Raw genomic sequence first — 15,927 nt, forward strand, 5'->3', positions numbered from 1 at the left:
GCGGCGATGGCGGGGTCGAGGGAGGACGCGGGGGCCCGAGGCGTGGGCGGACGCCGGGTTCACCGGCCCCGCCGGCGGCCCCGGGCTGCCCGACCCCGACCGCGTCGGCGTGGCCGTGGGCAGCGGCATCGGCGGCCTGACCACACTGCTGGCCAGCGACGAACTGCTGCGCACGCACCGCGAGCGGCAGATCTCGCCGTTCGCCGTGCCCATGCTGATGGCCAACGGCTCGGCGGGGCTGGCCGCCCTGGAGCTCAACGCCCGGGCCGGGGCGCACGCGCCCGCGACCGCCTGCGCGGCGGGCGCCGAAGCGGTCGCCGCCGGCCTGGACATGATCCGGCTCGGCCGGGCGGACGTGGTCGCGGTCGGCGGCACGGAGGCGATGGTCCACCCGCTGACCTTCACCGCCTTCGCGGCCATGAACGCCATGTCCCGGCGCAACGACGCCCCCCGGCACGCCTCCCGGCCGTACGACAAGCAGCGTGACGGCTTCGTCCTCGGCGAGGGCGCGGCCGTCCTGGTCCTGGAGTCCGCCCGGCACGCCCGGGCGCGCGGCGCCCGCGTCCACTGCGTCCTCGCGGGCGCCGGGACGAGCTCGGACGCCCACCACATGGTGCGGCCCGAGCCCGGCGGCCGCGGCATGGCCCGCGCCCTGGGCAAAGCCCTGGAGGACGGCGGCCTGCGCCCCGCCGACATCGGGTACGTGGGGACGCACGCGACCTCCACGCAGCAGGGCGACCTGGCCGAGAGCCGCGCCCTGTGCTCCGTGCTCGGCACCGGCGGCTACGCCGTCTCGGCGACCAAGTCGGCCACCGGGCACCTCATCGGTGCCGCGGGCGCCCTCGGGGCGGTCCTCACCGTCCGCGCCCTGAGCACCCGCACCGCGCCGCCGACGATCAACGTCGACGACCCCGACGACGCCATCGAGCTGGACGTGGTGCGCGACGCGCCCCGCCCGCTGCCGGCCGGGCGGAGCGCAGCCCTCAGCAACTGCGCCGCCTTCGGCGGCCACAACGTGGTCCTCGCCTTCCGCACGGAGAGCTGAACACCTCAACGCGCAGGGCCCGTACCCCCCGGGGTACGGGCCCTGCGCGCGTGACGGGTGCCGGTTCAGTCCGCGATCAGCGGCCCGGTCGTGCCCGGCAGCGTGCCCTCGGTGAGGGCCTTCCACATCACGCGGCGGCGCGGCTTGCCGCTGGAGGTGACGGCCAGCCCGCCGCGCGGCACGTCCACCGCCAGGAGTCGCGCGTCCGTCAGCGCGTCGGACAGCACCTCGTGGGCCGCGCGCTTCCAGCCCGGCCGGGCGTTCTCCAGGACCACGGCGCCGGTCGGCGCGCCGTCGCGCACGCCGAGCAGGACGGCCACCCGCCGCTCCGGGACGCCCAGTTCGTGCAGCCGGGCCTCCAGGCTCTCCGCGAAGACCATGCGGCCGTGCACCTTCAGGCCGTCGCCGAGCCGCCCGACGACGAACAGCTGCCCGTCGTGGAGGAAGCCCGCGTCGCCGGTGCGCAGGGTCTCCGCGCCGATGCTCGTCCCCGACGCGGTGCCCGCGTCCCCGACGTAGCCGGAGGCCAGCGACGTGCCGGAGACGAGGATCTCGCCGACCGCTCCGTCGGGCAGCGGGGCGCCGTCGTCGTCCACGACGCTGATCCCCACGCCTTCGAGGGGCCGTCCGCAGCCGACGATGCGGGCGTCCGCGGGCGAGCCCGCAGCGCCCGACTCCGGTGCCCGCGCCGTCCAGCCCTCGCCCAGCGGGAGCCCGGTGGCGGCGAGCGTGCACTCCGCGCCGCCGTAGGCGGGCAGCAGGGCGCGGCGGTCGAAGCCGTGCGGGCCCAGCAGCTCCTCCAGCGCCTCCAGCACCTGGGGGTCGATGCGCTCGGCGCCCAGGATGACCGAGCGCAGCGAGTCGAAGCGCAGGCCCTCCAGGTCGGCGGGCTTCACGCGGCGCAGGATGTAGGCCAGGCCGAAGTTGGGCATGGCGGCGAGCCCGACGCGCTGCTCGCTGATGCAGCGCAGGTAGCGCAGCGGCGAGCGGATGAAGTCCTCGGGCTGCATCATCCAGCCGTCGCAGCCGGTGGTGATGATGTTCATCAGGCAGCCGATGAGGCCCATGTCGTGGTGGACCGGCAGCCAGGCGATGCCGGGCAGCTCCGGCGACCAGTCGAGCCAGCGGCGCATCGCGGTGACGTTCGCGCGCAGTGCCGCCCCGCTGATCCGCACGCCGCGCGAGAAGCCGCTGGAGCCCGAGGTGAACTGCAGCAGCGCCGATTCGGCGGGCGGGTAGGGGCGTGGTGCGGGGGCGACGCCGTCGATGAGCTCGCCGAAGACGACGGGCGCGGGCAGGCCAAGGTTCGCGGTGATCTTGGCGACGTGGTCCAGCGAGTCCTCGTCGCAGACCGTCAGCGCGGGGGCGGCGGTGGCGAAGAGGTGGCTGACGTGCTTGTCGTAGTCGTCGGCCCGCTGGAAGGCGAACGGGGGCGCGATGGAGCAGGGCGTGGCGCCGGCGGCCATCGCGCCGAAGAGGCCGGCGACGAATCCGGGGCTGGACCGCTGGACGATCACCACGACGTCGTCGCGGCGCACCCCGCGCCGCCGCAGGGCCTCCGCGGTCCGCAGCGTCAGCCCGGCCAGTTCGGCGTACGACCGGAAGGTCCATGCGTCGCGGACGTCCGCGAAGTGCAGGCCGCGCTCGGTGGAGGGCTCCTCCAGCCACTCCAGCAGGGTCCTGTCGGGAATGCTCAACGCTCGTGGTCCTCTCGCGTGGTGAGTCGGAACCGGGCCATCCTCGCAATCCGCCCCGGCCGCACTCCAGGCAAGAATCCGGTAACTCCGGCCGCCCCGGCACCTTTCACCGGCCCCTGACCAGCAACGCACCAGCAACGGACCAGCAACCCCGATTGCCGGTCGGCTTTCCTGGCGGGCGCGGCACGGCCGCGGAAGGCTCCGGAGCACCCCTTAACAGGCACCCGCTTTAACAGGCACCCGCTGAACTGGGCGCGTCCGTGCGCCAGGAAGGTGTTCGTAGTCAGATGAGTCCACTCTCCGCCGAGGGCACGTCCCTTCCGCTGACCGCTGCCCAGCGCGGCGTCTGGTTCTCGCACCGCTTCGGGCCGGCTGCGGCGACCTTCAACCTGGCGACGTACCTGGAGATCCACGGACCGGTCGACGCGGAGCTCCTGCGCCGGGCCATCCGGCGGGCCGAGCTGGAGTGCGGGACCTTCGACGTCCGCTTCCACGAGACGGAGCACGGTGCCCGCCAGGAGTTCGCCGAGCGCGGCAACACCTCCTGGCGCACCGTCGACCTCCGCAGCGCCCCGGAGCCGCTGGAGGCCGCCCGCCGGTGGATGGAGACCGACCGCACCACCCCGCTCGACCTGCTGGGCGACGTCCTGTCGCTGGACGCGCTGCTGCTGCTCGGTGACGAGCACGCCGTCTGGTACAACCGCTGCCACCACCTGCTCGTCGACGCGTACGGCGGCGTGGTGCTCACGCGCCGGGTGGCCGAGCACTACGACGCCCTCGTGGCCGGTGCGGAGCCGGCCGGCGAGCCGCTGGGCACGGTGAGCGCCCTGGTGGAGGAGGAGGCCGCCTACCGCGCCTCGGAGCAGTACGCGGCCGACCGCGACCACTGGCTCGCCCGGTTCGCCGACCGCCCCGACGCCGTCAGCCTCTCCGAGCGCCCGCCGGGCACCCCGGGCGTCCCGCACGCCCGCACCGTGCACCTCCCCGAGGAGGAGCTCGCCGCGATCCGGGCGGCCGGCCGCGAGGCCCGCACCCCCTGGACCGTCCCGGTGGTCGCGGCCGTGGCCGCCTTCCTGCACGGCATGACCGGCCGGCGCGACATCACCCTGGGCATCCCGGTGACCGCCCGCCGCACCGCCACCGCGCTCAGCACGCCGGGCATGCTCTCCAACCAGCTCCCGCTGCGCGTCGCCGTCGACCCGGCCATGACCCGCGCGCAGCTGCTGCGGCACGTCGCGCAGGAGCTCGGCGAGCTGCTGGCCCACCAGTGCTTCCCGTACGAGGACCTGCGCCGCGACCTGAAGCTCCTCGGCTCCGGGGAACAGCTCTTCGGGGTGTCCGTCAACATCCAGCCCACGTCCGCGGAACTGCGGCTCGGCGGGCACCGCACCACGTCCGTCACCCTGGCCAGCGGCCCCGTGGGCGACCTCAGCGTCAACGTGCGCCCCGGGCCCGGCGGAGCGGGCCTGGAGATCGAGTTCGAGGCCGCCTCCGACCGGTACACCGCCGCCGAGGCCGACGCCCACCAGCAGCGCTTCCTCGCCTTCCTGCGGTCCCTGGCCGGCGCCGCGCCGGACCTGCCGCTGGGCCGCCTCGGCCTGCTGACGGACGACGAGCGGGAGGAGCTGCTGCGGCAGCCGGCCGTCCCCGCCGCCCCGGCCGCCACGCTGCCCGCCCTCTTCGAGGCCCAGGTGCGGCGCACGCCCGGCGCCGACGCCGTCCTCGACGGGGACGTGCGCCTGAGCTACGACGAGCTCAACACGCGCGCGAACCGGCTGGCGCGCGTCCTGGTGGAACACGGCGCGGGCCCCGGCGACTTCGTCGCGGCGGCCATGCCGCGCACCGCCGAAGCCCTCGTGGCCCTGCTCGCCGTGGCGAAGTCCGGCGCGGCCCACGTGCCCGTCGACACCGCCTATCCCGCCGCGCGCATCGCGGACATGCTCGACGACGCGGCCCCCGGGATCGTCCTCACCACCCGCGCCCACGCGGCCGCCTTCGCCGCGCCCGGCCGCACCGTGCTGTGCCTGGACGAGCAGGCCGTCCCCGGCGCCGTGCCCGGCACCGACCTCACGGACGCCGACCGCACGGGCCCGCTGCTGCCCGGCCACGCCGCCTACGTCATCTTCACCTCCGGGTCGACCGGCCGCCCCAAGGGCGTCGTCGTCCCCCACACCGGCCTGGCGTCCCTCCTGGCCACCCAGGTCGAGCGGCTGCGGCCGCGGCCCGGCAACCGCGTCCTGATGTTCGCCTCGCCCAGCTTCGACGCCTCCGTGTGGGAGCTGTGCACCGCCCTCCTCACCGGCGCCTGCGCCGTGGTGGCCGGGCGGGAGCGCATGATGCCCGGACCGCCCCTGGCCGCGCTCGTCGCGGAGACCGGCGCGGACCTGATGATGCTGGCGCCCAGCGCCCTCGCGGCCATGCCCGAAGGCAGCCTGCCCGAAGACATCTCGCTCCTCGTGGCCGCCGAGGCCTGCCCGCCCGACCTCGTCGAGCGCTGGTCGCCCGGCCGCCGCATGATCAACGCCTACGGGCCCACCGAGGCCACCGTCCTCTCCACCATGAGCACGCCGCTCGCGGGCCGCACCGTGCCGCCCATCGGCACGCCGGTCAACGGGATGCGGGCCTACGTGCTCGACGACGCGCTGCGGCCGGTGCCGCCCGGCACCGCCGGCGAGCTCTACGTCGCGGGCCCCGGCCTCGCGCACGGCTACCACCGGCGGACCGGGCTGACCGCGCAACGGTTCGTCGCCGACCCCTTCGGCGCCCCCGGCACCCGCATGTACCGCACGGGCGACGTGGTCCGCCGCAGGCCGGACGGCCAGCTGGACTACCTGGGCCGCTCCGACGCCCAGGTCAAGGTGCGCGGCTTCCGCATCGAGCCCGGGGAGATCGAGGCCCGGCTCACCGACGAGCCCTCGGTGCAGCGGGCCGTCGTCGTGGTGCGCGAGGACGCCAAGGGCGTCCGGCGCCTGGTCGCCTACGTCGTCCCCGCCGCGGGCGCGGAAGCCGACCCGGCGGTCCTGCGCACCGCCCTCGCCGCCTCCCTGCCCGACTACATGGTGCCCGCGGCGTTCGTCCCGCTGACCGGCTTCCCGCTCACGCCCAGCGGCAAGCTGGACCGCAACGCCCTGCCGGCGCCCGAGTTCACCGGGGCCGACGACAGCCGCGCCCCGCGCGACGAGCGCGAACGGGTGCTGTGCGAGCTCGTCGCCGACGTCCTGGGCGCCACGGGCGTGGGCATCGACGACAACTTCTTCGACCTCGGCGGCGACTCGATCGTGGCGATCCAGTTCGTCACGCGCGCCGCCAAGGCCGGCTACCGCCTGACGCCCCAGGACGTCTTCACGCACAAGACCGTGGCGGCGCTGGCCGCCTGCGCCGCGGCTGTCGCCCCCGAGGACGCCCCGGTCACGGATGCGGCCGACCTGACGCCCGCGATGCTCCCGGGCGAGCGCGAGCGGCTGGAGGAGCGCTGGGCCGGCTTCGGCCTGGACGCCGTGCTGCCGCTGACGCCCCTTCAGGAGGGCATGCACTTCCACGCCCTCTACACCGCGGGCGAGGCCAGCGACCCGTACACCATCCAGAAGGTCTTCGGGCTCGCCGGCGACCTGTCGGCACCCGCCCTGCGCGCCGCCTGCCAGGGCCTCGTCGACCGGCACGCCGCGCTGCGGGCCGGCTTCGGGCAGAGCGAGTCCGGCGAGCCGCTGCAGCTGATCGCCCGTCACGTCACGGTGCCGTGGGCCGAGGCCGACCTGAGCGGCGAGGACCCGGCCGTCCGGGACGGCCGGCTCGCGGAGCTGCTCGCAGCGGACAAGGCCGACGGCTTCGACCTCGCCGCCCCGCCGCTCATCCGCTTCACCCTCGTCCGCACGGCACCCGAGCGGCACCTGCTCGTGCTGACCTGCCACCACATCCTCTTCGACGGCTGGTCGATGCCGCTCATCCTGCGCGACCTGTTCGCGCTGTACACCCACGGCGGTGACGGCGCCCTGCCCCCGGCGGTCTCCTTCGAGGACTACCTGGCCTGGCTGTCCGCCCAGGACCACGACGCCGCCGCGGACGCCTGGCGCGGCGCCCTCGCCGGCCTGGAGGCCCCCACGCTCGTGGCTCCCGGTGCCCCGGCGGCCGCCGCCATGCCGGGCCTGGCCGTGGCCGAGCTGCCCGAGGAGCTGACGGCCGCGCTCACCGCGACGGCCCGGTCCCTGGACCTGACGGTCAACACCGTCGTGCAGGGCGCGTGGGCCCTGCTGCTCGCCCTGCTGACCGGCCGCGACGACGTCGTCCTCGGCTCCACGGTCTCCGGCCGGCCGCCGCTGCTGCCCGGCGTCGAGTCGATGGTCGGCCTGCTCATGAACACCGTGCCCGTCCGCGTACGGCTCGACCCGGCCGAGCCGCTGGCCGCGCTCCTCGCCCGGCTCCAGGACGACCAGGCCGCGCTCGGCGCGTACCACTACCTGGGGCTCGCCGGCATCCACCGCGCCGCGGGCACGGCCGAGCTGTTCGACACCACCACCGTCTTCGAGAACGCCCCGCTGGACCGCGCCGCGATCCGGCGCGCGGTCCCCGGCCTCCGCGTCACGCCCGAGGAGGGCGACGCCACCGGCGCCACCCACTACCCCCTCACCCTCATCGTCGTCCCCGGCGACCGCATGCGGCTCGAACTCACCTACCGCGCCGACCTGTTCACAGCCGCGGAGGCCCGGGAGCTGACGGAGCGGGTGCGGCGCGCCCTGGAGACCTTCGCCACCGCACCCCACACCCCCGTCGGGAGCACCGACCTGCTCCCCGCGCAGGAGCGCGCCGCGCTGCTGCGGGCGGGCAACGCCACGGACCGCGACCACGAACCCACCACCCTCGCGGCCCTGTTCGAGGAGCGGGTGCGGCGGACGCCCGGGGCCGTGGCCGTCATCGACGGCGACGAGCGCCTCACGTACGCCGAACTGGACCGCAGGGCGGGCCGGCTGGCGTCCGTCCTCGCCGCGCGCGGCGCGGCCCCCGGCCGGGTGGTCGGCGTCGCCCTCCCCCGCTCGGCCGCCCTGCTGACCGCCCTGCACGCCGTCCTCAAGGCCGGTGCCGCCTACCTGCCGCTCGACCTGGACTACCCGCGCGAGCGCATCGAGCGGATGCTGGAGGACGCCGCCCCGGCCCTGGTCGTCGACGAGGAGGCGTACGCGGCCCTGACCGAGGCCGCGGACTCCCTCCCCGAGGACCACCCCGCCCCCCGCCCGGCGCTGCACCCCCTGCACCCGGCCTACGTCATCCACACCTCCGGCTCCACCGGCCGGCCCAAGGGGATCGTCGTCGCCCACGACGGCATCGCCAACTACCTGCGCTGGATGCAGGACCGCTTCCCGCTCGGACCGGACGACCGGGTGCTGCAGCGCACGTCGATGAGCTTCGACCCGTCGGTGTGGGAGATCTTCTGGCCGGTGCTGGCCGGCGCGGCCGTGGTCGTCGCCCACCCCGGCGCCCAGGAGACCCCCGGCGAGCTGCCCGCGCTCATCCGCCGCGAGCGGGTCACCGTCGCCCAGTTCGTGCCCTCGACGCTGGAGCTGTTCCTGCAGGAGGAGGGCACCGAGGCCTGCACCAGCCTGCGCCGGGTGTTCTGCGGCGGCGAGGCGATGACGGCCGGGCTCGTCGAGCGGTTCTCCCACGTCTGCGCCGCCGAGCTCCACAACCTGTACGGGCCGACCGAGGTGTCCGTCTACACCACGTCCTGGCACGCCCGCCCCGGCGAGGCGACCGGGTCGGTGCCCGTCGGCCTGCCCGCCGACAACCTGCGCGTCCACGTCCTCGACAGCAGCCTGCGGCCCGTGCCCACGGGCGTCCCCGGCGAGCTGTACATCAGCGGCCGCGGCGTGACCCTCGGCTACGCGGGCCGGCCCGGCCTGACCTCCGAACGCTTCCTGGCCGACCCCTACGGCCCGCCCGGCAGCCGCATGTACCGCACCGGCGACCTCGGCCTGCGCCGCCCCGGCGGCGAGCTCGCCTACCTCGGCCGCGCCGACCACCAGGTCAAGATCCGCGGCCACCGCGTCGAGCTCGGCGAGATCGAGACCGTGCTGAGCGCCGCCCCCGGCGTCGCCCGCGCTGCCGCCGTCATCCGCGAGGACCGGCCCGGCATCCGGCGGATCGTCGCCTACGTGGTGCCCTCCGGCGAGCCCGGCACGGCCACCGGCGGCCTGCGCGAACGCGCGGTCCGCGAACTGACCGCCGCCATGGTCCCGGCCGCCTTCGTCGAACTGCCGGAGCTGCCGCTGACCCCCAACGGCAAGCTCGACCGCAAGGCGCTGCCCGCGCCGGAGCTCCCGGCCGCGCCCGCGGGCCGCGCCCCGCGCGACGAGCGCGAGCGGCTGCTGTGCGACCTGTTCGCCGAACTCCTCGGCGTGGAGCGCGTCGGCATCGACGACAGCTTCTTCGACCTCGGAGGTGACTCGATCATCTCCACCCGGCTCGCGGGCCGGGCCCGCGCCGCGGGGCTCGCCATCGGCCCCCGCGACGTGTTCACCCACAGGACCGTGGCCGCCCTGGCCCTCGCCGCCGAGGAGGTCGCCCCCAGCGCCGCCTACGCGCCGCCGGCCGGCCCCCTCGTGTCCCTCGACCTGGACGAGCTCGAGGAGCTCGAAGCCCAATGGGAGATCTCGCAGTGAAGCAGACGTCTCTGGAAGCGGTCCTCCCGCTGTCGCCCCTGCAGGAGGGCATGCTCTTCCACTCCCTCTACGACGGCGAGGGCGGCGGCACCGACTTCTACAACATGCAGTCCCCGCTGGAGCTGACCGGCGACCTGGACGTGGCCCGGCTGCGGCAGGCCTGCGAGGCCCTGCTGCGCCGCCACTCCGGGCTGCGCGCCGGCTTCCTCCAGCGCCGCTCCGGCGAGGCCGTCCAGGCCGTCGCCCGGAAGGTGGAACTGCCCTGGGAGGAGGCCGACCTGAGCGGCTTCGGGCCCGGGGAGCGCACCGCCCGCCTGGAGCGGCTGCTGGCGGAGGACCGCACCCGCCGGTTCGCCATGGCCAAGCCGCCGCTGATCCGCTTCACCCTCGTCCGGCTGGAGGAGGGGCGGCACGTCCTCGTCCTGACCAACCACCACATCCTGATCGACGGCTGGTCGCTGCCCATCGTCATCCGCGACCTGTTCCGCCTCTACCGGCTCGGCGGCGACGCCTCGTCCCTGGAGGACGTCGCCCCGTTCGGCGACTACCTGGGCTGGCTCGCCGCCCAGGACCGCACCGAGGCGGAGGCCGCCTGGCGCACGGCCCTGGCGGACCTGCCCGGCCCGACGCTGATCGCCCCCGGCGCCGACCGGGCGGGCGGCGGCGGCAGGCAGCGGCGCGTCCTCCTGGAGCTGCCCGAAGACCTCTCCGCGGCCCTCACCGCCGCCGCCCGCGGCCGCGCCCTGACCCTCAACACCGTCGTCCAGGGCGCCTGGGCCCTGCTGCTCGGGATGCTCACCGGGCAGCGGGACGTGGTCTTCGGCGCGACCGTCGCCGGACGCCCGGCCGAGGTGCCCGGCGTCGACGGCATGGTCGGCCTGCTCATCAACACCGTGCCGGCGCGCGTGCGGATCGACGCCGACGAGCCCCTGGGCGAGCTGCTCGCCCGCCTCCAGGACGAGCAGGCGGCCCTCAGCGGCCACCAGTACCTGGGCCTCGCCGACATCCACCGCGCCACCGGACGCAGCGAACTCTTCGACACCACCGTCGCGTTCGAGAACTACCCCATCCACCCCGCCATCGCGCGCGGCGTCGTCCCCGGCCTGCGGATCGCCATGGCCGCCGGGAGCACCCCCGCCGACGAGGCGCCCGAGGGCACCCACTACCCGCTCAGCCTCGCCGTCTACCCCGGCGAGCGGCTGCGCTTCGAGCTCAACCACCGCGACGACGTGTGCGGCGCCGGGGAGGCCGCGGCGCTCCTCGGCCGGCTCCGGCTGCTGCTGGAGGCCGTCCTCGACCGCCCGGACACGCCCGTCGGCTCCCTGGACCTGCTCGCCCCCGGCGAGCGGCAGCAGGTGCTGGAGGAGTGGAACGACACCGCCCGCGCCGTCCCGCCGGGCACCCTCCCCGAGCTGTTCGAGGCCCAGGTGCGCCGCACGCCCGACGCCACCGCCGTCGTGTGCGGCGACGAGCGGCTGACGTTCGCCGGGCTCAACGCCCGCGCGAACCGGCTGGCGCGCGAGCTCGTCCGGCGCGGCGCCGGCCCCGAGCGGCACGTCGCGATGGCCCTGCCCCGCACCGCCGACGCCGTCACCGCGATCCTCGCCATCCTCAAGTCCGGCGCCGCGTACGTGCCGATCGACCCCGGCAACCCGGCGGAGCGGCTCGCCGCCGTCTGCGACGAGGTCGCCCCCGAGGTGGTCCTCGCCGCCCGGGACACGGCCGCCGCCCTGCCGGACGCGGTCGCGCCCCGCCTGCTCCTCCTCGACGGCCTGGAGCTCACCGGACCCGCCGGGGACCTGGACGACGCCGACCGGACCCGGCCGCTGCTGCCCGGCCACCTCGCGTACGTGATCCACACCTCCGGCTCGACCGGCCGCCCCAAGGGCGTGGCGGTGGAGCACCGCAGCCTCGCCAACATGTTCCACAGCCACCGCGTCACCTTCTTCGAGCCCGAGGCCGCGGCGGCCGGCGGGCGGCAGTTCCGGGTGGCGCTCACCAACGCCCTGGTCTTCGACGCCTCCTGGAGCCAGCTCCTGTGGCTCGTCGCCGGGCACGAGCTGCACCTCGTCGACGACGACACCCGCAAGGACCCCGAGGCCCTCGTCGCCTACACCGCGCGGCACGCCGTCGACCTCCTCGACACCACTCCCGGCTTCGCCCGCCAGCTGATGGCCGCCGGGCTGCTCGACGGCCCCGGCCACCGGCTGCGCACCCTCGCGCTCGGCGGCGAGGCCGTCGGCGAGGCCCTGTGGCAGGAGCTCCGCGCGAGCGGGGTCTCCGCCCGCAACCTGTACGGGCCCGCCGAGTGCACCGTCGACGCGGTGTCCTGCCGCATGGCCGACAGCGAGCAGCCCGTCATCGGGCGGCCCGCCGACAACCTCCGCGTCTACGTCCTCGACGACCGGCTGCGCCCGGTGCCCGCCGGGGTCGACGGCGAGCTCTACATCGCCGGCGCCGGCCTGGCCCGCGGCTACCTCGGCAGGCCCGGCATGACGGCCGACCGGTTCGTGGCCGACCCGTTCGGGGCGCCCGGCACGCTCATGTACCGCACCGGCGACCGCGGCCGGCGCACCGCCGGCGGCGCCCTGGCCTTCGCCGGCCGCGCCGACGACCAGATCAAGATCCGCGGCTTCCGGGTCGAGCCCGGCGAGATCGAGACCGTGCTCGCCGCCGACCCGGCCGTCGCCGACGTCGCGGTCGTGGTGCGCGAGGACCGGCCCGGCGCGCAGCGCCTCGTGGCCTACACCGTCCCCGCTCCGGGCGCGGAGCCCGACGCGGCGGCGCTGCGGGAGCGGGCGGCCGCCGCGCTCCCCGCCTACATGGTGCCCGCGGCCTTCGTGACGCTGGACGCGCTGCCGCTGACCGGCAACGGCAAGCTGGACCGCGCGGCCCTGCCCGCGCCCCGCATCACCGGCTCCGGCACCGGGGCCGCCCCGCGCGACGCGCGCGAGCGCCTGCTGTGCGCCCTCTTCGACGAGGTCCTGGGCGCCGAGGGGACCGGCGCCGACGACGGCTTCTTCGACCTGGGCGGCGACTCGATCGCCTCCATGCGCCTGGCCTCGCGGGCCCGCAAGGAGGGCCTCGTCCTCACGCCCAAGGACGTCTTCGTCCACCGCACGCCCGCCGCCCTGGCCCTCGCCGCCCGCGACGCCTCCGCGCCGGGCGCGGAGGCCGCGCCGCAGGGGCCGCTGCTCACGCTCACCGCCGAGGAGCGGGCCGAGCTGGCCGCGCTGCACCCGGACGCGGCGGACGTGCTGCCGCTGACCCCGCTGCAGCAGGGCATGCACTTCCACGCCCTGCTCGCCGAGGGCGGCGTGGACGTCTACATCACCCAGCGCCCCCTGGAGCTGGCCGGCGAGCTGGCCCCGGCCGTCCTGCGCGCGGCTTTCGGCGCGCTGCTCGACCGCCACGCGGGCCTGCGGGCCTGCTTCGTCCAGCTGGCGTCGGGCCGTCCCGTGCAGGTGGTGCCGGCGACCGCCGAAGTGCCCTGGCAGGAGTACGACTTCTCCGGCCTCGCGGAGGACGAGCGGCGCGAGCGCGTCGCGCGGCTGCTCGCCGAGGACCGCGTCCGCGCCTTCGATCCCGCGCGGGCGCCCCTGCTGCGCGTCGCCCTCGTACGGCTCGCCGCGGACCGCCACCTCCTGCTGCTGACGCACCATCACATCCTGCTGGACGGCTGGTCGCTGCCGCTGATGTTCCGCGACCTGTTCGAGGCGTACGCGCGCGGCGGCAGCGGCACCGCCCTCCCGGCCGTCGTCCCCTTCCGCGACTACCTCGCCTGGCTCGGCGCCCAGGACCGCGACGCCGCGGCGGCGGCCTGGCAGGAGGCCCTCGCCGGCCTCGCCGAGCCCACGCTCGTCGCGCCCGGCGCGGACGCGGGCGAGGCCCGCGTGCCCGCCCTCGCGGCCGTGTCCCTGGACCCGGCGCGGACCCGCGCCCTCGCCGGAGCCGCCCGCGCCGCCGGGCTGACCGTCAACACGGTCGTGCAGGGCGCCTGGGGCTTGGTCCTCGGCCAGCTGACGGGCCGCCACGACGTCGTCTTCGGCGCTACCGTCGCAGGGCGGCCCCCGCAGCTCGCGGGCGCCGAGGACATGGTCGGCCTGCTGATGAACACCGCGCCCGTCCGCGTGCGCCTCGACCCGGCCGAGCCCCTGGCCGCCGGCCTGGCCCGGCTCCAGGAGGCCCAGGCCGCGCTCACCGCCCACCACCACCTCGGGCTCGCCGACATCCAGCGCGCCGCCGGCCTCGGCGAACTCTTCGACACCGTCGTCGGGTTCGAGAACACCCCCCTCGACGGCGAGGCCGTGCAGCGGCAGGTCCCCGGCCTGCGGATCTCCGTGGACGGCAGCGCGGCGCCGGGCGCCACCCACTACCCGCTGAGCCTGGTCGTGGTCCCCGGCGAGCGGCTCAGCATCGAACTCAACTACCGGGCCGACCTCTTCGGCCACGCGACCGCAGAGGGCCTCGCCGACCGCGTGCGCCGCGTCCTGGAGGAGTTCACCGCTGCGCCGCACACCCCCGTGGGCCGCGTCCCGCTGCTGGCCGGCGCCGAGCGCGAGCGGATCCTCGGCGAGCTCGGGGGCCTCGCCCCCGCCGCCCCCGCACCGGCCCCCGCCACCCTGCCCGCGCTCTTCGAGGAGCAGGCCCGGCGCACTCCCGGTGCCGTGGCCGTGACCGACGGCACCACCGAGCTCACCTACACCGAGCTCAACGAGCGGGCCAACCGGGTGGCCCGCGTCCTGGTCCGCCTCGGCGCCGGGCCGGAGCAGCTGGTCGCCGTGGCCATGGACCGCTCGGTGCGGACCGTCGTCACGATCCTGGCCGTCCTGAAGACCGGCGCCGCCTACCTGCCGGTCGACGTCGCCTACCCCGCCGAGCGGATCGCGTTCGTCCTGCGCGACGCCCGCCCCGGCCTGCTGCTCGCCACCACGGCCACGGCCGGGGCGCTGCCGCCCACCGAGGGCCCGCAGCCGGTCCTCGCCGACACCCTCGGCATCCCGGACGGCACGCCCGGCACCGACCTGACCGACGCGGACCGCACGGCACCGCACTCCCCCGCGTCCGCCGCGTACGTCATCTACACCTCGGGCTCGACCGGCCGCCCCAAGGGCGTCCTCGTCACCCACTCCGGCATCGCCGCCATGCTCGCCACGCAGCGCGAGCGCCTCGGCGTCACCGCCGCCGACCGCGTCCTGCTCTTCGCCTCGCCGAGCTTCGACGCCGCCGTGTGGGAGCTGTGGACCGCCCTGCTCACCGGCGCCCGCGCCGTGGTGGCACCGGCGGACGACCTGCTGCCCGGGCCGCCGCTGGCCGCGACGGTCGCCCGGCACGGCGTCACCTGCCTGCTGCTGCCGCCGTCGTCGCTGGCCGCGGTCCCGGAGGGCGGCCTGCCCGAGGGGACGACCCTGGTCGTCGGCGGCGAGGCCTGCGGCCCCGACCTGGTCGCCCGCTGGTCGCCCGGCCGCCGCATGGTCAACGCGTACGGCCCCACCGAGTCCACGGTCATGGCCACCATGAGCTCCCCCGTGACCGGCCGCACCGCGCCCCCCATGGGCCGCCCCGTGACCGGCACCCGCGTCTACGTCCTCGACGCCGCCCTGCGCCCCGTGCCGCCGGGCGTCCCCGGCGAGGTGTACATCGCGGGCGACGGCCTGGCCCGCGGCTACCTGCGCCGGCCCGCGCTGTCGGCCGGGCGGTTCGTGGCCGACCCGTTCGGCCCGCCCGGCACCCGCATGTACCGCTCCGGCGACCTGGCGCGGTGGACCCCCGAGGGCTCCCTGGAATACCTCGGCCGCACCGACCACCAGGTCAAGGTGCGCGGCTTCCGCATCGAACTGGGCGAGATCGAGGCCGTCCTGGCCGCCGACCCCGCCGTGGGGCAGGCCGTCGTGACCGTCCGCGAGGACGAGCCGGGCGTCCGCCGCCTGGCCGCCTACGTGGTCTCCGCGCCCGGCGCCGCGGCCGACCCGTCGGCGCTCCGCGACCGCGTCGCCGCCGAACTGCCCGAGTACATGGTGCCGGCCGCGTTCGTGGAACTGGACGCCCTGCCGGTGACCCCGAACGGGAAGCTCGACCGCGCGGCGCTGCCCGCGCCCGCCTTCCTGTCCGCGGGCGGCCGGGCGCCGCGCGACGCCCGCGAGGAGACCCTCTGCGCCCTGTTCGCGGAGGTCCTCAAGGTGGAGAAGGCCGGGATCGACGACAGCTTCTTCGACCTCGGCGGCGACTCCATCATGTCCATCCAGCTCGTCACCCGGGCCCGCGCCGCGGGCCTCGACATCTCCCCGCGCGACGTCTTCACCCACAAGACCGTCGCCGAACTCGCCGGGGCCGCCCGCGACGCGGCCCCCGGCGAGGACGACGAGCCGCCGTCCGGCGACGAGCCGCTCCTGGACCTCGGCCAGGACGAGCTCGACGCCCTCGTGTCCGGGTGGGACTCCCCCGGCACGGCATGAGACCGCTGCCGGAAGCGGCGCCGTCGCCCCCCGACGGCGCGCAACCCCCCTTGCGGGCCCCCGGCCCCGCTTCCGGCAGC

The 15,927-nt window shown here is 76.5% G+C and carries 4 protein-coding genes; 3 read left to right on the top strand and 1 reads right to left on the bottom strand.

Going from position 1 to position 15,927, the window contains the following annotated elements:
* The coding region (locus tag B7P34_RS30995; protein WP_106681516.1) for a beta-ketoacyl-[acyl-carrier-protein] synthase family protein at positions 1-1,045 on the top strand (1,045 nt) is incomplete at its 5' end.
* Between the two features lie 65 nt (positions 1,046-1,110).
* Here the strand turns inward: B7P34_RS30995 and B7P34_RS31000 are convergent.
* Positions 1,111-2,742: an AMP-binding protein gene (locus tag B7P34_RS31000; RefSeq protein WP_106681517.1), complete on the bottom strand. Its 1,632-nt coding sequence runs from the start codon at positions 2,740-2,742 to the stop codon at positions 1,111-1,113.
* 287 nt (positions 2,743-3,029) lie between these two features.
* Here B7P34_RS31000 and B7P34_RS31005 point away from each other — a divergent pair, with 287 nt between their 5' ends.
* Together B7P34_RS31005 and B7P34_RS31010 are read left to right on the top strand one after the other, a co-directional pair.
* A complete protein-coding gene (locus B7P34_RS31005) occupies positions 3,030-9,392 on the top strand; it encodes a non-ribosomal peptide synthetase (protein ID WP_106681518.1) in 6,363 nt (2,120 codons plus the stop codon).
* Entirely contained in the window at positions 9,374-15,847 is a 6,474-nt protein-coding gene (locus B7P34_RS31010; protein ID WP_223268408.1) for a non-ribosomal peptide synthetase, read from the top strand. Before B7P34_RS31005 ends, B7P34_RS31010 begins: the two co-directional genes overlap by 19 nt.
* Positions 15,848-15,927 lie beyond the last annotated feature (80 nt).

This window comes from Streptosporangium nondiastaticum (genome assembly GCF_003011965.1).
In the GTDB taxonomy this organism is placed as follows: domain Bacteria; phylum Actinomycetota; class Actinomycetes; order Streptomycetales; family Streptomycetaceae; genus Streptomyces; species Streptomyces nondiastaticus.

Bases quoted from the DNA above. Each gene is read 5' to 3' on its own strand.
- B7P34_RS31005 (WP_106681518.1), top strand. From the start codon at position 3,030: ATGAGTCCACTCTCCGCCGAGGGCACGTCCCTTCCGCTGACCGCTGCC.
- B7P34_RS31010 (WP_223268408.1), top strand. From the start codon at position 9,374: ATGGGAGATCTCGCAGTGAAGCAGACGTCTCTGGAAGCGGTCCTCCCG.